20 protein-coding genes are annotated in these 19,948 nt (G+C 65.8%); 5 read left to right on the top strand and 15 right to left on the bottom strand.

What is annotated here, in order from left to right; genetic code table 11:
* The first annotated feature begins 27 nt into the window (after positions 1-27).
* On the top strand, positions 28-1,752 hold the full coding sequence (locus tag AWC08_RS29430) for a PE domain-containing protein (protein ID WP_069433979.1): 1,725 nt from the start codon (positions 28-30) through the stop codon (positions 1,750-1,752).
* A gap of 5 nt (positions 1,753-1,757) precedes the next feature.
* On the opposite strand, the gene AWC08_RS29425 is transcribed toward AWC08_RS29430, so the two are convergent.
* The 4 genes from AWC08_RS29425 to AWC08_RS29410 form a co-directional block, all read right to left on the bottom strand.
* Positions 1,758-3,725: a serine/threonine-protein kinase gene (locus AWC08_RS29425; RefSeq protein WP_065132391.1), complete on the bottom strand. Its 1,968-nt coding sequence runs from the start codon at positions 3,723-3,725 to the stop codon at positions 1,758-1,760.
* Between the two features lie 144 nt (positions 3,726-3,869).
* A complete protein-coding gene (locus tag AWC08_RS29420) occupies positions 3,870-4,811 on the bottom strand; it encodes an alpha/beta fold hydrolase (RefSeq protein ID WP_082986106.1) in 942 nt (313 codons plus the stop codon).
* A gap of 99 nt (positions 4,812-4,910) precedes the next feature.
* Positions 4,911-5,717, bottom strand: coding sequence for an SDR family NAD(P)-dependent oxidoreductase (locus AWC08_RS29415; RefSeq protein WP_069433980.1), 807 nt, complete (start codon positions 5,715-5,717; stop codon positions 4,911-4,913).
* Positions 5,714-6,379: a hypothetical protein gene (locus AWC08_RS29410; protein WP_065132386.1), complete on the bottom strand. Its 666-nt coding sequence runs from the start codon at positions 6,377-6,379 to the stop codon at positions 5,714-5,716. The genes AWC08_RS29415 and AWC08_RS29410 overlap by 4 nt, the downstream gene beginning before the upstream one ends.
* A gap of 104 nt (positions 6,380-6,483) precedes the next feature.
* Here AWC08_RS29410 and AWC08_RS29405 point away from each other — a divergent pair, with 104 nt between their 5' ends.
* Positions 6,484-7,164, top strand: a complete 681-nt coding sequence (locus AWC08_RS29405) for a TetR/AcrR family transcriptional regulator (protein ID WP_065132393.1) — start codon at positions 6,484-6,486, stop codon at positions 7,162-7,164.
* A gap of 10 nt (positions 7,165-7,174) precedes the next feature.
* Positions 7,175-8,419 (top strand): HNH endonuclease signature motif containing protein, encoded by a 1,245-nt coding sequence (locus AWC08_RS29400; RefSeq protein ID WP_065132385.1) that lies wholly within the window; start codon positions 7,175-7,177, stop codon positions 8,417-8,419.
* A 37-nt stretch (positions 8,420-8,456) separates the two neighbouring features.
* Here the strand turns inward: AWC08_RS29400 and AWC08_RS29395 are convergent, their stop codons facing one another.
* From AWC08_RS29395 to AWC08_RS29385, 3 genes are all read right to left on the bottom strand, one after another.
* Positions 8,457-10,367 carry a PE domain-containing protein gene (locus tag AWC08_RS29395; protein WP_085088619.1) on the bottom strand — a complete coding sequence of 637 codons (1,911 nt, stop codon included), beginning with the start codon at positions 10,365-10,367 and terminating at the stop codon, positions 8,457-8,459.
* A 150-nt stretch (positions 10,368-10,517) separates the two neighbouring features.
* Positions 10,518-11,771, bottom strand: a complete 1,254-nt coding sequence (locus AWC08_RS29390) for a ferritin-like domain-containing protein (protein WP_065134280.1) — start codon at positions 11,769-11,771, stop codon at positions 10,518-10,520.
* 15 nt (positions 11,772-11,786) lie between these two features.
* Entirely contained in the window at positions 11,787-12,917 is a 1,131-nt protein-coding gene (locus AWC08_RS29385) for a ferredoxin--NADP reductase (RefSeq protein WP_159460033.1), read from the bottom strand.
* A 155-nt stretch (positions 12,918-13,072) separates the two neighbouring features.
* Between AWC08_RS29385 and AWC08_RS29380 the strand changes: the two genes are divergently transcribed.
* Positions 13,073-13,702, top strand: coding sequence for a TetR/AcrR family transcriptional regulator (locus tag AWC08_RS29380; RefSeq protein ID WP_065134278.1), 630 nt, complete (start codon positions 13,073-13,075; stop codon positions 13,700-13,702).
* A 180-nt stretch (positions 13,703-13,882) separates the two neighbouring features.
* Here AWC08_RS29380 and AWC08_RS35950 read toward each other — a convergent pair whose 3' ends face one another.
* Entirely contained in the window at positions 13,883-14,260 is a 378-nt protein-coding gene (locus tag AWC08_RS35950) for a hypothetical protein (RefSeq protein WP_142283882.1), read from the bottom strand.
* Entirely contained in the window at positions 14,260-14,859 is a 600-nt protein-coding gene (locus AWC08_RS35945) for a hypothetical protein (protein WP_142283881.1), read from the bottom strand. Before AWC08_RS35945 ends, AWC08_RS35950 begins: the two co-directional genes overlap by 1 nt.
* Positions 14,860-14,958: 99 nt before the next feature.
* Between AWC08_RS35945 and AWC08_RS29370 the strand changes: the two genes are divergently transcribed.
* Positions 14,959-15,558, top strand: a complete 600-nt coding sequence (locus AWC08_RS29370) for a hypothetical protein (RefSeq protein ID WP_069435165.1) — start codon at positions 14,959-14,961, stop codon at positions 15,556-15,558.
* 816 nt (positions 15,559-16,374) lie between these two features.
* Here the strand turns inward: AWC08_RS29370 and AWC08_RS29365 are convergent.
* The 6 genes from AWC08_RS29365 to AWC08_RS35940 form a co-directional block, all read right to left on the bottom strand.
* On the bottom strand, positions 16,375-16,845 hold the full coding sequence (locus tag AWC08_RS29365) for a maleylacetoacetate isomerase family protein (protein ID WP_069435164.1): 471 nt from the start codon (positions 16,843-16,845) through the stop codon (positions 16,375-16,377).
* 69 nt (positions 16,846-16,914) lie between these two features.
* Positions 16,915-17,763: a phage major capsid protein gene (locus AWC08_RS29360; RefSeq protein ID WP_069435163.1), complete on the bottom strand. Its 849-nt coding sequence runs from the start codon at positions 17,761-17,763 to the stop codon at positions 16,915-16,917.
* Between the two features lie 128 nt (positions 17,764-17,891).
* On the bottom strand, positions 17,892-18,470 hold the full coding sequence (locus AWC08_RS29355; protein WP_069435162.1) for a hypothetical protein: 579 nt from the start codon (positions 18,468-18,470) through the stop codon (positions 17,892-17,894).
* Positions 18,467-18,772: a hypothetical protein gene (locus tag AWC08_RS29350; protein WP_069435161.1), complete on the bottom strand. Its 306-nt coding sequence runs from the start codon at positions 18,770-18,772 to the stop codon at positions 18,467-18,469. Before AWC08_RS29350 ends, AWC08_RS29355 begins: the two co-directional genes overlap by 4 nt.
* Positions 18,769-19,356 carry a hypothetical protein gene (locus AWC08_RS29345; RefSeq protein WP_069435160.1) on the bottom strand — a complete coding sequence of 196 codons (588 nt, stop codon included), beginning with the start codon at positions 19,354-19,356 and terminating at the stop codon, positions 18,769-18,771. Before AWC08_RS29345 ends, AWC08_RS29350 begins: the two co-directional genes overlap by 4 nt.
* Complete coding sequence (locus AWC08_RS35940; protein WP_142283880.1) at positions 19,353-19,739, bottom strand: hypothetical protein; 387 nt, start codon at positions 19,737-19,739, stop codon at positions 19,353-19,355. The genes AWC08_RS29345 and AWC08_RS35940 overlap by 4 nt, the downstream gene beginning before the upstream one ends.
* Positions 19,740-19,948: the final 209 nt, after the last annotated feature.

The following is a 19,948-nucleotide window of genomic DNA, read 5'->3' as shown; positions in this document are numbered from 1 at the left end:
TAAGCGCGATACCAACGAGGGTGGGCGATGTCATATGTGACCACGGCGCCGGGCTTGTTGACGACGGCGGCGACAGACCTGGCACAGATCGGTGCGGCCCTGCGGGCCGGAAACCTCGGGGCAGTCCTCCCGACTACCCAGCTGGCGGTCGCAGCCGCCGACGACGTGTCGGCGGCCGTGGCGGCGCTGTTCGGCACCCATGGTTTGCAGTACCAGGCGGCGGCCGCTGCGGCGGCTTCGTATTACGAGCAGTTTCTGCAGCACCTCAGCGTTGCCGCGGCGTCGTACACGGGTGCCGAGGCCGCCGCCGCCCAGACCCTCGGTGGTCTGGATTCGGTTGTCGCACAAAGCTTTCAAAGCTTCGTCTACGGTCCGATCCACACCGCCGGCGACGCCTGGATCGCCAGCCCGGTGGGGCAGACGCTGGACCCGATCATCAACGCGCCCACGACGCTGCTGCTGGGTCGCGGGCTCATCGGCCATGGGGCAGCAGGCACGGCGGCCCGCCCCACCGGCGGGGCCGGCGGCATCCTGTTCGGCGACGGTGGCACGGGTTATTCGCCGACTGCCGGCGTGACACCGGGCGGGGCCGGTGGGAACGCCGGCCTGATCGGCAACGGCGGCGCCGGTGGTGCCGGCTTCGGTGGCGCGATCGGCGGCACGGGCGGCGTCGGCGGCTGGCTGATGGGCAACGGCGGTCTGGGTGGGGCCGGTGGCACCGGAGGTGCGGGCGGGCAGGCGCTGTTCTTCGGCAACGGCGGCGACGCGGGCGGCGGCGGGTTCGCCGGTCGTGGCGGGTTGTTCGTCGGCGCATCCGGCGCGGGCGCGCTTCCTGCTGCCGGTCCCAACACGCTCATCCAGATCGACTTCGTGCGCCACGCGCAGTCGATTGCCAACGCGCAGGGCTGGATCGACACCGCGGTCCCGGGCGTGGCGCTCACCCCGGAGGGTGTGCAACAGGCTCAGGCGATCGCCGCTGTTCTGGCTCCGCCGAATCAGTACGCCGGCATCTTCGCCTCCGAGCTGCTTCGGACCCAGCAGACCGCCAGTTACCTCACCGCGCCGGGGAACCCCGTCATACTTCCCGGTCTCAACGAGATCAATGCCGGGCTCCTGGAGGGCTTACCCCAGGTGCCCTTCGGCTTGCCTTATCTCGTCGGCCCGGCGGCGTGGGTGCTGGGGTTCCCCCTGGTCCCGATGTTGGCGCCGGGTTCCACCGACGTCAACGGCATCGTGTTCAACAACGCCTTCAACCAGTCGATGCAGACGATGTACAACACCGCGATGGCCAACCCGGTCGTCTCCCCGGCTACCGGCCACATCACCGAGGTGGCGTACTCGAGCGCCTTCACGATCGAGGCCGGCACCCTGATGAACGTCAACAACCCCAACCCCTTGCTGCTGCTCACCCATCAGCTCAACAACACCAGCGTCGTCGTCGTGCAGGGTGACCCCGAGGGCGGCTGGAACCTGGTCAGCTGGGACGGTGTTCCCGTGGGACCGGCGAACCTGCCGACCAAGCTGTTCGTCGACTTCCGGAACCTGATCGTGCCGCCGCAGGTCGCGGTGTGGAACGCGTTCGCAGGTCTGCTCTCCGGTGATCCGACGACGTTCGCGATCGCCGTGCGCGACGGTCTCGAAGGGGTGGGCACCGCGACGGCGAACTTCCCCATGGCGGTGGCCGAGGACTTCATCGATTTCCTGACCCACCCCAGCCTCAGTGGTCTGACCGGCCTGCCCGTTCCGGTCTAGCCGGCTCAATCCCGGATGCGGGTGAAGACCTGATCGTATGGGCCACCCTTGCACGCACTGCCCGAGACGTCTTCCATGCCGTGGCCGGAGAGCGACGTGACGGGGTCCGGAGCGGGCTTGGGCAACGGGAACACGCCGGTCATCCGGACGTGACTGGTGCCGCCGGCCGGGCAGGGGACGTCCTCCTCGGAGTTCTCCGTCCAGGCGTTGTTTGCAAAGATGAAGAGCTGGTGGTCGCTGAAATCGGTCAGCACGAAACGGCTCAGGCACCGGTCCCCGGCGCGCAGGCAGAACGTGTCCACACTGAAGTCCTGGTCGCCCAACTTGGGTTGGCCGGTCGCTGTTGTCACTCGCGAGCGATAGAAGCCGCGTAGTCCCAGTGCCGGGGACGCGACCCGGGCCGGCAGGGTCGCCGGGTCGGGCAGACCGGCGACGTCGGCGTCACCGGTGCGGGTGAAGGTCACGCTGCGTTTGCTGTAGCACTTGACGGAGTCGTCGATCCACTCACCGGCCAAGCTGCCGTCCGGACGCGGCAGAAGGTAGATCCAATGCCACTCTTCGATGTCTTCGTTGCCGCATCTCTCGGTGTCGAGAGCCACCGCGATCCAGCGTCCGTTGATGTCGTCGAACACCAAATTCGCCGGGTGTTTGAAGGACCCGGCATTTCTGGCCGCCGTAGCCACGCACCCCTTCGCGCCGCACACCGACCGCAGCTTCCACGTTTCCTGCCCGGGTGGCTCCGTGCCGGGTTCTGGCTTGCCGGACAGGCCGATGCTGGGGCCGAAACTGACGTTGTAGGTGCCCGTTATCGGTCCGGAATTGGCGAGCGGTGTAGTCGCGGGGCCGGTCTTGTCGTCTGGGATCAACGCGAAGACAGCGACCAGGGCGATCACGGCGATCGCCGCGACAATGCCGCTTGCCACGATTGCGCGGCGACGTTTTCGGTTCGGCGGTGGGGACGATGTCGTCGCTGGCGACCGGGGCGGGCTGCCGGGCGGTGGACTGGGGCTGACCGGCACATCGGAACCGGCCGGCGGCACATACTGCCGGTACTGGGTCGCATCGGTGTTGGAAACCGGCGCTGCGGGATAGTAGTTCCGCGGCACGCTGGCCTGCACCGGCGCCGGGGTGTGGTGTTGGGCGGGCGCCTTGCCCGGTTGGTTGATCGCCGCACGGGCCGCTGCGGCCATCTCGATGGGGGTCGAGTAACGCTGGTCGGGATTCTTGGCCATCCCGATCGCGATCACGCCGTCGAGTTGGATAGGCAGGCCTCTGCGGAAAGCTGAGGGCCGTGGCGTCGGCAATCCGAGATGGCCGCCGATCTGTTGTTCAATACTGGTTCCCGGGTAAGGCTGGCTGCCGGTCAAGCACTCGTGCAGAACGCAGGCGAGCGAATAGGTATCGCTGCGCGGGTCCGTCTGCCCTTGGTTAAGCCGTTCGGGAGCCATATAGGCCCAGGTCCCGATCACGCTGCCGGTATGGGTCATGCGTGCTTCCCCTGCGGCGCTGGCGATGCCGAAGTCGATCAGGTAAGCGAAGTCGTTGGCGGTGACCAGGATGTTGGACGGCTTGACGTCACGGTGGACCAGCCCGATCTGGTGCGCGCTGTGCAGTGCCGAGGCGATCTGTTCGATGATGGTCACCGCGCGTCCCGGATCCATGACGCCCTCTGCGATGATGCTCTGCAGATCACGGCCGTTGATCAGGCGCATGTCCACGTAGAGGCGGCCGTCGATTTCGCCAAAATGGTGAATCGGGATGACATGGGGGTCGTTGAGCCCGGCCGCGGCCAACGCCTCCCGTCGAAACCGCTGCACGAAAGTCGGGTCGTTGGCGAGGTTCGCCGACAGCACCTTGACGGCGACCACGCGTTGGGTCTCTGTGTCGAAGGCCCGCCAGACCTCACCCATGCCACCGCGGCCAATCAGCTCGATCAGCCGATAACGACCGAACGGCGTGCCTTCGTCGTCCACAACACTCCCTGAACCGAACGTCACGATCTTGCCAACAGATTGAAGCCGCAAAGTGAAGCCACTGCGCCGTAGCCGAGGGAACTCAGAGAATAATCATATGTTGCACACACGACTGGCTGCCGCCGAGGGGTGGGCGGAAGGTGCTCAGCCGCAGAGGGATTCGTCCGGCGCAGGCACCGCCTGCAGATGCCGGCGCGCGCGTCGCCGGCTGGCCCGCGGCGCGGCCGACCACTGCGTCAGCGACACGGCAGCCTCGGCGGGCTGCTCGCCGGACCCGAGGAAGTCGTCGATCAGCCCGGCCACCGTCTGGCTGCACTCGGTGTGCGGATGATGCGCGACGCCCGGGATGATGTGCAGCCGGCTGTGCGGCATGGCTTCGTGGGCGGCGTAGGCGTGCTCGACCGGGATCACCGGGTCCTGATCGCCGGTGATGATCAGCACCGGCCGGTCGGCATTGGCGTGCAAACGGTTCAGCGCGCAGACCGCCTGTCCGCGGCCGTCGACGACGGCGCGCAGCGTGCGCAGAAACGCCTGTCGGTTCTCCCGGTTGGCCAATGCGGTGTGGGCTTCCCAGTGGTGGCTGAGGTCTGACCGATTGCCGAGCGCCGCAAGGGCCATCCGTGCTTTGATCACAGGCTTGGCAGAGGCCAACTGCAGCAGGACACCCGAACCGGGCAGCGAGACCAGGCGCAATGTCCGGTTCACCTCGTTGCCCAGCCCGCCACTGCTGATCAGGATCAGCCGTTCGCAGTAGTCGCGGTGCTGGTGGGCGAACTGCATCGCGATGCCGCCGCCCAACGAGTGTCCGACGATCGTGACCCGCGGAATGCCAAGTGCGTCAAGGAAATCGCGCAACCACACCGCGAAGGCGCCCAGCGAGTAGTCACCCCGTGGCTTTGCGGTCTGACCGTGACCCAACAGGTCCGGTGCGATGACGCGGTACTTCTTGGCCAGGGCGGGGATCAGCTCGCGCCAGTTGTTGGAGTTGCCGCCCATCCCGTGGATCAGCAGCAACACCTCGCCGGTCCCTTCGTCGCGGTATGCGACACGGTCGCCGTGCAGATCGATGGTTCGAAGAGTGGTCATGTTGGCCTGCTTGTTCACTTCGGTGTGGACGGATTGTTCCTGGTGAAGTGAGTCTGTGGCGCAGGCCTTGTGCCTTTCTTGCTTCCTTCTAAAAGCTTTCTAACCGATGCGGTCGAGGTAGCCGCGGCGTCGCTGCTCGTCGAAGTGCCCGGGCGGTTCGTTTCGGGTCGCGAGCCGTTTGAGCCGTTGCATCAGAGGTTCTGGCGTCAGTTCTTCAATGGCTCCGAACGGCGCCAGCCACCACGGCACGGTGATCTCCCGCCCCGGCCGTCGCGCGCTGTCGACGATCGCCGCGGCGATCTGTTCAGGTTGCCGGGTAGGCAGCAGTTCCAGCGACACCCCCGCGGTCAGCTCCGTGTGCACGGCCGTCGGCATCAGCGTGGTGATGGTGACGGCGCTGTCGGCGATCTCGGCCCGCACCGCTCGCGAAAGTGCCGCTACCGCGTACTTGGTCGCGCAGTAGACCGAGATTCCTGGCGTGGTGACCTTCGCCGCCATCGACGCCACGTTGACAATGTGACCGTGGTTGCGCTCGAGCATGCCGGGCAGGAACTCGTGCATCCCGTTGATGACGCCCACCAGGTTCACCGCCACCTCCCGGTGGTACGCCGAAAGCTGTTGCTCGACAAAGGGGCCCATGTACTGAATGCCGGCGTTGTTCACCAGCATCGTGACCGGGCCGTCGGTGGATGCGGCGCGAGAGAACGCGGCGACGCTGGATTCGTCGGTCACGTCCAGATGCGCTGCTTTGGCGCCGATTTCGCTTGCGGTGCGCGCGCACTGATCGGCATCCACATCACCGATCCACACTGTGGCTCCCCGGGCGGCGAGCGCGGCGGCGGTCGCGCGTCCGATGCCTCGCGCGCCCCCGGTGACGCAGACGACGGCGCCGTTGAGCTTGATCATCGCGTCGCGCCTTCGTCGGCGAATTCCCGCAGCGCGAAGTAGGCGACAAGGCGAACTTCGCCGCTGCGCATCGTCAGCAACGCCCGCCCCAGGTACAGGCCGGGCAGCAGTTCCACGATCTCGTCGCGGGTCCGCTTGATCGGGAAGGTTCGCACGCTCGGATTGCGGTATTCGGCGGGGCTGTAGTCGAGTGCGCGCACGGTGTTGAACGGCGAGATGGCGGCCGTCTCGATGCGGTGATTGAACCCGAAGCCCACCATCTCCGACCCTGCGCGGCGCAGACCGCGGTAGAGCGGGGCGATCACCGGCATGGCGAACTTCGCCACTGGGGCCAGGCGATTGAAGCCGGTGTCTGCATCGAAAGTCTTGCCGCGCCAGGTCGGATCGATCTTCAGCAGCGGGTTGGCCAGATGCGCCTCCGGGATTCCGAACAGGTTGCCGACGATCAGGCCTTCCAGCGCGCCGCGTGGCCCGTCCGGGGCCTCACCGCGGGCGAACAGCGCGGCCAACTGGTCCCGCTTACCGCTTTTTCCTAGCTCGCGCAGGTAATCCCAGCCCTGGCGGCGCGCCAACGCGGGCGCGGTGACCGCCAGCTGTCGAAGGTCGCTGAGTACCGATGTAGTTAGTTCCCGCGTCTTTGAGTTTGTCGCCGCTTTGGTCATGGGCCTTCCAATCGCCGTAATTCAGGTACGAAATAGTGCCAGATATCTGGTACGGAAACGTGCCAGAGTTTGTGGCTGTTGTCAACGGCTGCGAGGATTTGACGATGTCCGAGTCAGCGCAGCGTGCCTACGGCGGGCAGTCCGCGCAGCAGCGCCGCCGGCAGCGTCGCAGGCGTCTGGTGGACGCGGCGATGGACGCGATGGCGCGCAACGAATGGCGCAGCGTCACGGTCGACAAACTGTGCGCCGCAGCCGGTTTGAACAAACGGTATTTCTACGAAAGCTTCGGCGACCTCGATGCGTTGTCTGCTGCGGTGGTCGATGACATCGCCGACGAGGTGCGCGCGGCGACTTTGGCCGCCGTGGACGCCGTGATCGAGCAGCCGTTGGAGGCGCAGGCGCTGGCTGCCGTGGCCGCCGCGGTGCGCATCCTGGTGGACGATCCCCGCCGGGCGCGGGTCCTGCTCGGTGGGGTCGCGGCCTCGCCCGAATTGCAGGCGCACCGCACCACGGTGATGCACCGGCTCACCGACCTGTTGATCGACCACGGTCGCGCGGTGCACGACGTCGAGCTGGAGGCGGATCCGTTGGCCAAGGTGGCGCCGTCGTTCATCGTCGGCGGGACGGCCGAGGCCATCCTTTCCTTCGTCAACGGTGACGTGGACCTGTCGGTCGACGAGCTGATCGGTCAGCTCGCCACGCTCTGGCTGATCACCGGCAACGGCGCAGTGCAGGTGGCGCGGGCACGAACTCACACCGAATCAAAATGTCAGACCCCCCTGTGATGATGGGGTTATGTCTTCGTCCGCTTCATCGGGCTCTGCGGTGCTGATGCCGAAGGAGCGGTTGGCGGAGCTGTTCGAGGAGTTGGGGGAGTTGGCCGGTCAGCGTAATGCGATCGATGGGCGCATTGTGGAGATCGTCGCGGAGATCGATCGTGACGGGTTGTGTGGGATGACCGGTGCCCGGTCGGTGGCGGCGTTGGTGGCGTGGAAGTTGGGGGTGTCTTCGGCCAATGCGCACACGATCACCGCGGTCGCGGAACGGGTGGAGGAGTTTCCGCGCTGCACCCGGGGTTTGCGGGAGGGGCAGCTGTCGCTGGATCAGGTGGGGGTGATCGCCGCCCGCGCGGGGCAGGGCTCCGACGAGCATTATGAGCGGTTTGCGCGGGTGGCCACGGTCAACCAGTTGCGCACGGCGCTCAAGCTCGAACCCCGCCCGGCGCCCGGGCCGCGGCCGCGGCCGCCGGCCTCGGTCACCAAAACCAGCGGCGAGGAGTCCACGACGTGGCGGATTACCCTGCCGCATTCGCAGGCCGCAGGTTTTGAGGCGGCGCTGTCGGCGCATCGGGAGGCGCTGATCGCGGAGTGGAAACGCGATCGTGGTGATAGTGCCGCCGAGACCGCGCCGCCGTTTCCGAACACGGTGCAGGCGTTTCTGCGGCTGGTGGAGACGGGCTGGGATGTCGAGGCGGCCGCGCGCCCGCACGGCGCGCACACCACGGTCGTCGTGCACCTCGACGTGGACAAGCCAGCCGCCGCACTGCATCTCGGCCCGCTGCTGAGCGAAGCCGAGCGCCAGTACCTGACCTGTGATGCCACCTGGGAAGTGTGGTTCGAACGCGACGGCGACGTCATAGGCGCCGGCCGCACGACCCGCCAGATCAGCCGACGGTTGCGGCGCGCCTTGGAGCACCGTCACCCGAGCTGCGTCGTGCCCGGCTGTGGCGCCACCCGAGGCCTGCACGCCCACCACATCCGGCACTGGGAACACGGCGGCCCGACCGAGCTGCTCAATCTTGTGTTGGTTTGCCCGTACCACCACCGACTGCACCACCGCGGCGAAATCACCATCAGCGGCGACGCCACCCACCTCGTCGTCACCGACGAATCCGGGCAAACCCTCAGTGCTGGATCACTGGCCCGGCCACCGACCCAGCCCCCGCCCGACGTTCCGCCCCGCAGAGGGCCCCTCGGCGAACGCGCCGACTGGTGGTGGTACGACCCCTTCCAACCAAAAGCACCACCCACCACCAACTGACTTCGGCTGCGCGGGGCCGCAGGCGCCGTGGCGATCCCTAGGAATAGAAGGGGTTGAGAATCGGCGGGATGATCTGGTTTCCGGTTACGCCGGTCAACCGGCACCAGATCTGGGCCGGGATGTTCAGGGACTGATAGATCCCGGCGCCAACCCATGAGACCGGCAGCTGCAAGAACTCGGGCACCGCATCGACGATGTTCTGAATCGGGCCGTACACCAGATAGGGTATCGTGGCCGCGACCGTGCGCGAGTCCAGAGCGTAATTGGTCACGGGATCGGGGTAACCCTGCGCCGCAAAGGTGGCACTGAGCACCCTGAACAGATTGTTGTCCGGATCGACGTAGGTGCTGTCGAATACGGGGGCGGTCAGCGGCGCGCCCTGCATATACGAGGGCGGCATCAGGTTGAATTGCTGCAGAATCGTCGGCGTCGTACTGACGGTCTGCCACGAGTTGTTGATCCAACCGTCGCGCACATCGTTGCCGGCCTGATCGAAAATCAGGAAAGTCGCTGTCTCACGCGGGGATTGGAAGCCGTGGCCGCGGCCGAACTGGTCGGGCCCGATCTCGCCGTGGTCAGTGACCACCAGCGTCGACCATTGCTCGCCAGGGTGCGCGGCCTCCCAGTCTGCTACCGCTCCCAGCAGACCCGAACCGCCCATGTTGGTGGGAAGTTGCTTGCCGAGGTTGTAGTCCAGGTTCCGCAAGGCCGCTGCGTACTGCGGCGAGTCACCGCCGTATTGATGGGCGTTGTTGTCGACACCCGCGAACGACGCGAAGATCAGATTGCCCTGGCTGGACGGGGCGGCCAAGATCGCGGCCTGCGTCTTGATGCCGACCAGGTTTTGTGTGGCGATCCAATCCGTGTCGCCCGGGACCTGCGGGACGAATTCGATGTGGTCGGCGGGGAATGCACCGGCGCCGGCGATTCGAGTGTTGATCCCGCTGGTGCTGCCTTCCCCGTTGGCGATGACCGTCGTGTTGATCTGGTCGCCCCAGGTCGCCTCGAGTTGGTTGTAGACGGTCGGCCAGGTGTCGTAGGTCCAGGGGGTGAACACGTTGTTGCTCACACCGGCCGTCTCCATCCAGACACCGGTCTGAATGGTCGTCCATGAGGGATTGGAGATGGTGGTGTGTCCGACGATCGTCGAGGCGGAGGTGACGCTTTGTTGCATGAAGGCGTGGAAGTTGGGGGTGCCGGCAGGGTCGGCCAGGATTCCGGCCAAGTTGGTGCCGTCCGTGCCGATCAACAGGAAATTCACGTCAGGTGCTGTGGTGAGCAGATCAAGGGCTTGCTGTTGAGACACTTGCAACACGGCCGGATGCTCCCCGACGCTGCCGGTGGCTCCCGGGGCGCCGAAGAGCGACAGTGCCCTCCCGCCGATCCCACCGCTCCCGGCGGCGATGGGCCCGAGGCCAATCCCTCCGACACCGCCGGCCCCGCCATTGCCCAGCACCCAGCCACCCGCGCCGCCGGTGCCCCACAGAATCCCGCCCGCTCCGCCGGCCTGCCCGGTGCCGGGCGCGCCGTTGGCCCCGTCGCCGATCAGGGGGCGCCCCAGCATAAAGTTCGTCGGCGCGTTGACCACGTCCAGGATGTCGTCGGTCACGGCCCGCAACGGGCCGGCCGCCTCCGCGGCTCCGATCGGGCCCCGCACTGACGCCGTGATCGCGGCCTCGGTGTCGGTGTAGGAAGTCTGCGCAAAGCTCAGCAGCTGCGCGAACCGAGTCTGCGTTTGCGCCACCCAGTCACTCGTCGAGATATATGCCAGCCCGTGATCACCGAAGAACCGCGCGATCGCCGCCGACACTTCATCTTCAGCCGCAGCCAACAACTCAGTCGTCGGTGGTGCCGCGGCGATGTTGGCTCGCGTGACCGCCGTCCCGATGCTCGTCACGTCTGCGACCGCGGCCGCGATCTGTTCGGCACCTGCGACGACGAATGACATCCGGCTTCCCCTGCCTTGCGACTGACGACAGGAGCATCTTGCCAGCGGGACCAGCCTAAGAACAGCTCATCGGGTTCCGGGTGGGGTCAGCGCCCTGGCCAACCCCTGTTGCAAACGCGAGGACTGAGCAAGTGGGCCACGCCCGGGTGGCTAGCTCGGTGATCCGGCCGCCACCTCCGCGAGTTCGCTTGGCAGCTCATCGTGCTCGTAGCCGGTGTCGGCGGTCAGATCGTCCTCGGTGAGCTGGGTGGCGTTTCTGCCGCCGAGATACCTTGTCAGTCCGGACTTTTCGTAGTGGCCCTTGATCCGGTCGCTCATCAGTCCGATGTATTCGAGGTTGGGGATGAGCCGCTCGAACATGATGTTGCGGAACTTGACCATGCTGGGCGAATCCATCATCTGTTCGTCCCACACCTTCAGCGGCACCTTGTGTGAGAACCACTCTTCATACACTTCGTGCATCAGGAAGCGGTTGCGCATCAGCAGTGCTACCTCGTACACCCAGTCTTCGCGCTCCCGGCGCTCTTTCTCCGAGATGTTCTGGGTGATGTGATCGCGCAGGGCCAGCACGCCGTAGTGCACGTGGCGGGCTTCGTCCTGAATCACCATCTTGAGCAACTCTTTGAGCAGCGGCTCACGCGTTTGCTGGTAGATCGTGGTGAACGCGCCGAGCGCCAGTCCCTCGATCATGATCTGCATCCCGAGGAACTTGAAATCCCATCGGCCGTCGGTCATGAGCTCGTCGATGAGGACGAACAGGTTGTCGTTGACGGTGTAGATCTTTTCGAGCTTGGTGTCGAGGTAGCGCAGGAAGACCTCAAGGTGCCGGCCCTCGTCCATGACCTGGGTCGCTCCGTACAGCTTGGCGTCCGTCCAGTGCACGCACTCCGTCACCTGCGCCGAAGCGAACAGCGCCCCCTGCTCACCATGCATGAACTGGCTCAGCAGCCACGCCGCGATGTCCCAAGTCAGCTGGCGCTCTTCGAGCGCCGTCAGTCGGATACCGAACCCCTCGATCTCGTCGAACGGCACGAAGCTGCGCGGAAGGATCTGCGTGGCGGGGTTGTCCGGGGTGACGTCGAGCTCCCACGGCAGATCACCTTCACCGTCCCACTGCTTGGACACCGCACGGCGGTACAGGTCATACATCTCGCTGAAGTCGCTCTGGTAGTTGAGCCGGAAGTGGGCGCTGTGGTGGGCGGGCATGTCCACGTGATCTCCGTGCCTGCCCCGTCCCAGTATCAGCCCGCGTACCGCCGAGGGGGCCATGGACGCGGCGACCTTGGGGTTCTGCACCGACAACATCAGCCCCACGCTGTCGAGGGTCTTGTGAATCCTGTTCTGCGCCTTGATCGGTAGGCCGCGCAGCATCGACTCAACGGACGTTTTCACTACGGTGGTCATCGCGAACCTCCTGGTTTACGCGTCGAGGACGACGCTGTCTTGGGCGTAGGCCGAGCAGCCGAGGATGTAGCCGTCGGAACGTTCGTGGTCGCTCAGGCAGTTCGGTTCGTCGACCGCCACCGCGCCGCTGATCACTTTGAGCTTGCAGGCGGCGCAACCGCCGACGGTGCAACTGAAGTTCAGGGCCAGTCCGCTGCGCAGGCCCGCCTCCAGGATTGTTTCGCCCGGCTGCTGGGTGATGGTGCGACCTGACACGCGGAACTCCACGTCGTGCGGTTCGGTCGGCAACGTGCGGCGGTGCTGCGGTGCCGCATAGAACCGTTCCCGATGGATCCGCTCCGGGTCGAGCCCCGTGCCCATCAGCGCGTCGGTGGTCGCGTCCATCAATTCCGTTGGGCCGCACAGGAACACGTGAGTGCCCCGACCAGTCGCCAGCAACTCGGCGGCGCGCTGGCCGGTGAGCCGGCCCGTCTCGCCTGGCCATCCCGGGTCCGGCTGGGTCAGCACATGCACGACCCGCAACGACGGGTGTGCCTCGGCCAAGGCCGACAGTCGGCGCCCGAAGATGATGCCGCCCTGGTGGCGTGAGGCATAGATCAGCGAGATCTCGCGCTCCGGCCAGCGCCGCAGCGCGGTCTCGATCATGCTGATCACCGGGGTGATGCCACTGCCCGCCGCCAGGAACGCCAACGGCGATGAATCCTCGTCGGGAAGAACGAAGTCGCCCGACGGCCCGAGCACCGTGTACTCGTATCCCGCAACGACATTGCGGTGCACGAAACCCGAGGCGACACCGCCGTCGATGGCCTTGACGGTGCACGCCAGTCGATCGCCCTCGGCGGCACAGATCGAATATGCGCGTTTGACGGTCACGCCGTCGATGTCGAAGCAGTGGGTCAGGTACTGCCCAGCGCGAAACGCGAGCGGCCGGCCGTCGAGGACCTCCAGGACCAGCGTCACCGCCTCATCGGTCTCCTTGACAACCTCGACGACGCGGACGGGGCGGCGCGCCGACGCCGTCCGGGACGGCCCCCAGCGCCGCGACGGGCCGTCGGTGCGCGGCAAGGTGGGGGAGTCGGGCTTCCTGCTTCGCAAGCCGGCAACCCGCGCGGCGAGCGACCGCGGTGTGGTGGGAAGGCTCAGCATCGGGTTCCCCTGCCGCAAAGTAGGAACTGGACGGTTCCAAGTATGTTGACAGGTGTCATATCCGGTCCGTAGGGCCGAAAGTCCCCAACGCAACGGGCCAATGGCCACCCGGTTGCCGAAGCATCCTGAGCGCCAGGCTGTGTCAAGATTGCCTCGTGACCCGCGTCGTGCGGCCATTTCGCGGAGTCAGCGCAGACGAACGACGCGACCTGCGCCGCAGTCAGTTGCTCGAGGCGTGCCTGGAAATCGCCGGCACTGCCGGATTGGCTGCCGCCACCGTCGAAGCGGTGAGCCGGCAGGCCGGTCTGTCGAAACGGTACTTCTACGAAAGCTTCCGGGCCCGTGACGAACTTTTCGTCGCTCTGGCGCAGAGCCTGCTCGCCGAGATCACCGGCGGCGTGCTCGATTCGATGGCCGACTCGGGCTCGGAGTTGATCGACCGCGCGCGCATGGGCATCGGCCGGGTCATCACGGTGCTGACCGATGACCCACGCAAGGCGCGGGTGTTCACCGAACTCGTGGGCAGCGAGATGCTCAACGACACCGTCGGCGGGGCCGAGCATGAACTCGCCGAACTGCTCACTGCGCTGCTGCTGGCCGGAACCCAGAGCGACGAGCGGCAATATCATCGCCTGCGGCTGGCCACCCTGGTGATCGTGGCCGGCACCACCAAGGCCGTCACCAGCTGGCTCGACGGAAAGCTGACGGTCTCCAGGGACGACTTGATCGACGAGATTGCGCAGATGTCGGTCGCCGCGGCGCGCACCGTGCGCAGCGATCTGTGAGCATCGGAGCCCCCTGTCAGGATTGAACTGTATTTGAGGCCCAATTCAGGGGGTTGAAAACCGCTCTAGCTGCATATTGTCGTTAGTCGACGTTAGTGAAAGTTAGTGTAACTGTGGGCAAAATGTGGGCAGAAAGAGGGCAACGGCCGGAGCCGCACGCATCGCGTACCTCGACGGCGGTCATTCGTCAGGATCAGTTAATTCGGCTGCCGTCTCGGCCGTGGCGGTCAGCGAACCAGGTTTTCCCGGCGGGGAAGGTAGAGGCTCCGCCTTCCCAGGCCCTGTTTCGTCCTTCTCTATCCAGGCTTTCTCAAGCGCATTCGCGACTGTGTCCAATACTTGCCAACTGCTTAGGCCAGGTGGCACTTTAAGGAAATATCGACGTTCTTCCTCCGGCACCACAACCACGACGCGGATAGCTGTCTCAGACTCGGAGTCAGGCAGATTTTTCCGGAGACGGCGAGCATTCCGATAAGTGATGAACGCGGTAAGCATGCCCAGCACGGCAAGGGCTGCACCAGCAATCGACAGCCATGTTGCGAAGTCAAGAGTGTTCATCAACTTGCCACCAATCCGATGATTGCGCCGCAAGGAACGAGTGTGAGCAGAAAAAACCACTCGGACGCGTCCCGCACTGTGTGTGGGTCCGCCTGTGTCATGTAGCCCGCTGTGTTGGCGAACAGGCCCAAGACTGCACCGAAGCCCGCCAAGATCGCAGCCAATTTAAACCCGGTGGCCTTAGTGCTGAAATCTTGCGCCAAGAACGCTGCGACTAACTCGCCTAGTGCGCCGCCAGCGATTACGGCTCCCACAATGAACAGTTCGCCGCGCCCAAGCACCTCTGTGAGATCGAGACCGTGGGCCGACATGCCACTCTTGATGGAGTTTGCGATCACAGGCCCGAGTCCAAAGACTACGCCGAAGGTGGCCCATAGTGACATGCGAATAGCAATGATGCCCTTGCGAGACTTAAGTTTTGGGAGCTGCTGCGTCTGGACGCCGGTTGCTGCGGACGTCAGGTCGCCAGTGGACGTTCGGTTTCCTGTGTCGACTGCGTAATGCCGAAGCCTCGCCTCGAATGCATCGAACGCGCTCTGTACTGGCTGAGACCGGCCAGGATTTTGAGCCGGTTCTTGTGCACTCGGCTCACGTTGCATGGATTGAAAGTCTAGGCGGAAAGCCGAACGGCTGGATAGATTCCCCCCGGGCTGGCGTGGCTACCCTGGCTAGCCCAGCGTCGCCGTTATCGTGCCGGTGTGGTCGATTGGTCGGCTCTCGTCACGGGCGGCAGCGTTGCGGCGCTGATCACGTTCGGACTCAACACATGGCTGACCCGACCGCGCGCCGATCTGCGGATGGCACTGTTTGGCGAGACGCTCGAAGTGGCCGACCAGATGTACCGGGCAGAGAAGGACGGCGAAGCGGGCCGGGTCCGCCAGCACTGGGACCGGCGCGGAGTCGTGCGCCTGACCAATTTCGGCGACGGCACCGCCCACGACGTGCGAGTGTCTGGCAGCGATTGCCGACCGCGCGTATGGCTTGCCGATATGGGCATCGCGCAGCTGAATACGCGAATCGACGACGACGGCAAGACTCATCAGGAACCCATCCCGCCGATAGTCGGGTGGCCGATGTGGAGCGACAAACTCGCCGCGTTGAAGCCCGGTGAATCGGTCGACGTGATCGTGATGAGCAGTCCTGACGAGTCGCGGCCGAAGCCAGTGCTTGAGGCGTCGTGGGCGGGACCGCTGTCGAACCGGCGCTTCAGCCGTCGCCGCACGCGCAGGTACGACCTTGCGACAGCGCGTGCAATTGAGGTCGGCTGGCCGGGAAAACGGGACATCGCTGGTGACTGAATGCGACCCGGCCGCCAGCGTGAGCCAATGGGCGCTGGCGGGGCCGGGCCGCCTCCGGCGGTTCCGAGCTGCGGCGAAGCCCGGCCGCCGTCCGAGCGCAAAGCCCGTGTGCAACAACGCGCCGCTACCCGGTGCGCGCCGACGCCGCATCGGCACGCGCGGCGCTGGCAAGCATATCGGAAGTTTGCTGCCGGGGTCGCGCCAACCACAGCGAACAGGCACGACCGACCAACGCCGGGAGTTGCCGGTGTCATCGGCACTGGTCACAGTGGGCGGTGTGCGCGAAAGTTGTTATGCAGCAATGCATTCAGTGCGCACGAAAGTCGTTGGTGCGCAGGGGGTCTCGCACGCAGCCGCATCGCGAAAGCCACACTGCTGCAACGCAGTTCGCCATCTCAAAGCTGGGAATTGAGCCTACCGGCAGCGCGACGCAAGCGGCCCGGCGTTGCCAGCAAAGGGGAGGGCTGCCCCCCAGGGGTAGTCAGCAAGTTTGCTGTAGCCATACCCGCAGGTCAGCGCAATCTCCACGACGCGCAGCTAAGTCCGCTGACCGTTGCCAGGATACGATAGCTAACTATGCCGAGCATCGCTAACGACGCTGGGACGCACTGCACCGCAATGACTTTCGCATGTGGCGAGTGCTGGTAATCGACTGTCTAGCAACCACATTCGAGCACTTATGCCGATGCATTGCATGATGGCGTAACCGTTGGCGCACAACGCATTTCAGGTTCGGCCCAACGTCCGGCGGTTGAGGTTGTGACACCAGGCCCGACCAGGTGACGGATAGGTGGGGCGACCCGCCGGACGTGGGGTCTACGCGGGACGCATCTCCCACCAGCGCCCCGGCGGTACCGGCGGGCATGATCGTTCGGGCTGCATCGACACGTGCACGATGCGATCTGCGCTACCAATGCCGTCCAAGATCATTTTGTCCTGACGGGTCAGCCAGACACCGCCACCCATCACGTCCTGCCTGACGTGCTTGGTATGACTCATCGAGCCCATCGCGCTGGCGTAGCTGTCGAACCGGGGATCGGCGTCCGGCGTGACCACAGCGCGGGCCACGGCCCGGCGGCACACGATCCGCGCGGGCTCCGGCACCGGATTGGGGTCGGTCGGATTGGCAGGTGGATCGGGATAGCTGCGTTCTAGATATCCCTCGATCAACACCGATGCGTCCTCGATCAGGCCGGGCACCTTGGCCAGCTCCGCGCTCGGCAGGCTCACACCGGCAAGGGTTGGGTGCAGCAGGACGAACGCGGTCGTCACCATCTTGAGCGTCATAGCGGCCTCTCAATGCGCCGTGGGCAGCCCGGTGACCGACGGGTGGCCAGCCGGGCCGCCTGGCGCGTTCTAGCTCGACTCAGACAGGACGATCTTGACGATGCTGGCGGGGTGCGGGAAGCCCCACGAGACGCGCATGGTGGCGCGCACCGCGATCCGGTCGGACGTGAAAAACGCCGACGAGTCGGCAACAACCTCGACGTCCTCGCGCAAAATGATGTATGAGAACTGTTGCGACACAGCCCATATCACGTCGTTGCCGACCGCCGGGCTGATCACCAGCGGCACGCCCTGGATGAGTCGTCGGGTCGGTTGCGTCGGGTCAGGCTGTAGTAGCGGCAGGTTGGAACCTGCGGCGCTGTACTGCTTGAGCTGAGCCAGCGCCAGCGACACGGTCGGCGAAGCGACAAACGACGTGATCGTGCCGCCGACGTTCTCGCTCTCGGCCAGTGCCTCGGCGAACACGTCGAGATCGCTGATTGGTCCGGTCGCGTCGACCTCGGTCACACCGGACAGCGCGCGCAGGCCCGCAGGACCGTTCGCCGTGGTGTTGCCGAAGTAGGCCGCGTCGACCTTTTTGGCGATGTCACGGGCCAGGCCGTCGCCAATCGTCTGGGTAGCCTCGGGGCTACTGTCGTTCGCCAGCTCGCGAGAGCAAACGCTCAGTCCCGCAACCTTTTTGGGCTCTACAATCACCTCGTCGACGTCCTGGTCGGTGATAGGGATTTCGGCGCCTTCCGCGACGAATGACGCGGAGGGGTCAGCGGCGACGATGGGTAGCCGGTATTCCTTGCTCGCGGTCTGTACGAAAGTGCTGACTTGGAACGCCACCGATGCGCGGGCCACCGGCCGGACGATCAGATCGCCAACGTCTTCAGGCCGCAGAATGCCGCCCGAATTGACAGTGGTCAGGGTCATGATTGTTACCTCTCAGAGGGCACGAATTGATCAGGGAATGTGTGTGAGCCGGTGACCGCTGGCCGATTCCGGTGTGCCCTCTGGGCCGATTGCGGCGAGTGCGCAGCACTGCCGCCAAGGAAGCCAGTTTACCTGTGTCCCCTGGCCGCGTCGCTAATCAACGTGTTCCATCCCGGCTCCGGACCGGGGCCGACGCCCTGCCCTTGCCCCGGCGTGGGGTGAGGCATGGGCGGCTTCGGGTGCACGTTGAACGCTGACGCCGTGTCCCGAATGCACGCGGCCACCTTGGCGGCATCGACCAGGCCGCTGTCGTTGACCAGGCTGGCCAGCTCGACGCCGGACGACTCGATCAGGTTGCGCAGCTTCGGATCGAACCCGGCCGCGACGGCGGCAGCTTCCACGATGGCCCACTGCTGCACGCCGAGCGCCGCTGTGGCGGCCACCAGTGAGTCTTGGCTCTCTCGGAGCTGGCGACGGTAGGAAGCGGCCTGACGGGCCGCTCGGCCCTTCTCCGGCCCGTCGTCGCTGTCGTCCTGGCCGTCAGCGTCGTCGCTGTCGGCCGCGTCGTCGCGGTCATCACCGTTGGCCGGCGGATTAGCCTCGGGCTGCGCTGCGACCTCGGGTGCGGCGGCGTCCGGCTGCGCTGCCTGATCGGCGGCCGAGCTGTCGGCCGGTGCAGCGTCGGCGGGTGCTGCGGGTGTGGTCATGGTGCGTCCTCCAGTAGTTGTGCTTGAGCTTCGAGCTGTGGCCAGCGCCGCCGACGAACGGACGCGGTAAGCCTGTCCACGTGCGTGAGCAAATCGTCGGGTAAGTCAAAACCTGAGTGCGCCAGCAAAGTTCGCTCGGCGTCGGTTGCCGCGCGGTCGAAGCACTGGCCGGGGCTGCGGCTCTCTAGCTGATTGTCGTGCGCCAGCGTGGCGTCCTCTGCCTGTTGCAGCTCGTCGGGCAGTGCCGTGAAGCACAGCCAGCCGCGATAGGGGTCGGGTATCTGCGCGCCGATGCCGGTCACTGTTGGCCCCCGTACTGCTTGCGCAGCTGCGCGAGACCGTCTGCCGTCCACACGCCCGCGAGCAGACGTGTGCCGCACGACGCTGAGCCGAACACGGGTGTCTGGTCGATACCGCCCGTGCGGCCGATGAACTGTTGCACGCCGTGTTCGTCGTCGGCTGCGATCAGTTCCGCGAGCGTGATCATGTCGAGGTCGGCCAGCATGATCTGATCGGCGGTCCCGCCGTCGTCCCAGTCGGTCCCCATCAGCGTCGAGTGCTGCAACCGGACGCGGTAGTTCTGGCGGGCACGTTCGCGCAGCAGCGCGGCGATGGCGGGCGGATTCGGGTCATGCCGGATCGGTCGCGACAGGAAATATGCCGCCAGCGCGGCGACGTGCAATATGTCCGCGCTGCGCAAGATGTTGGCGACGGCGGCCGGATCGTTGCGCCGCCAGGCGTCGACCATCTCCACTACGGCCAGCGCGACCGCGCGGTCCTCGGCGCTGATCAGGCCGCCGTAGCGGTCGGGCCAGAACATCGTTGGCAACGGGTGCTGCCAGTGGTAGCCCTCTATCAGCGGAATCGGTTTGCGTGCGTTGGTCATTGGTGTGTTCCTCTCGGTCGTGGCTGCGGGTGGTTGAGCACATACTTAGCGGCCTGGCCGAGCTGACCCTTGCGGACCGTTGGCGCGATCCGCTCGGCTGGCGCAGCCCCGGGCAGCCGTGGCGCGACCCGCTCGGCTGGCGAGGTCGCAGGTTCGGCCGGACGTGACCAGACGGTCTGCCGACCGGCGTCGGTGCGGCGCTGCTCGCTGACGACGCCGAGCGCCGCCCGCTGCCTCTCGACATTCCGCCAGGCGATCCCGGCCGCCTCCGCTGCGGCTCTCAGATCGGCGCTAGGGCGCGCCGGACCGCCAGGCGTCAGTTCGTCACGCAGGAACACTCGTGCTCGCGCAGCGGCGTTTTGAGCCGGTTTATGTGCGGTCATATCGTCGATTCCTCTCGGTTGGCGGTTGAGCGGGCCAGGGGCGGGCAGTCGCGGCGACCCAACGAACTGAGCACTTTCCCGATGGGTGAGCCAGGTCGTCTGTGAGCACCTCGTTGCTCGTTAGCTCCTATACGAGCTAACGAGCTAACGAGCTGGTTCTCACCAGTTCGTTGACGAGCTGGCAACGAGCTGCAACGAGCCGACGAGCT

Origin of the sequence: Mycobacterium gordonae, assembly GCF_002101675.1 — a bacterium.
GTDB classification, from domain to species: domain Bacteria; phylum Actinomycetota; class Actinomycetes; order Mycobacteriales; family Mycobacteriaceae; genus Mycobacterium; species Mycobacterium gordonae.
This window is presented reverse-complemented; position numbering and strand designations above follow the sequence as displayed.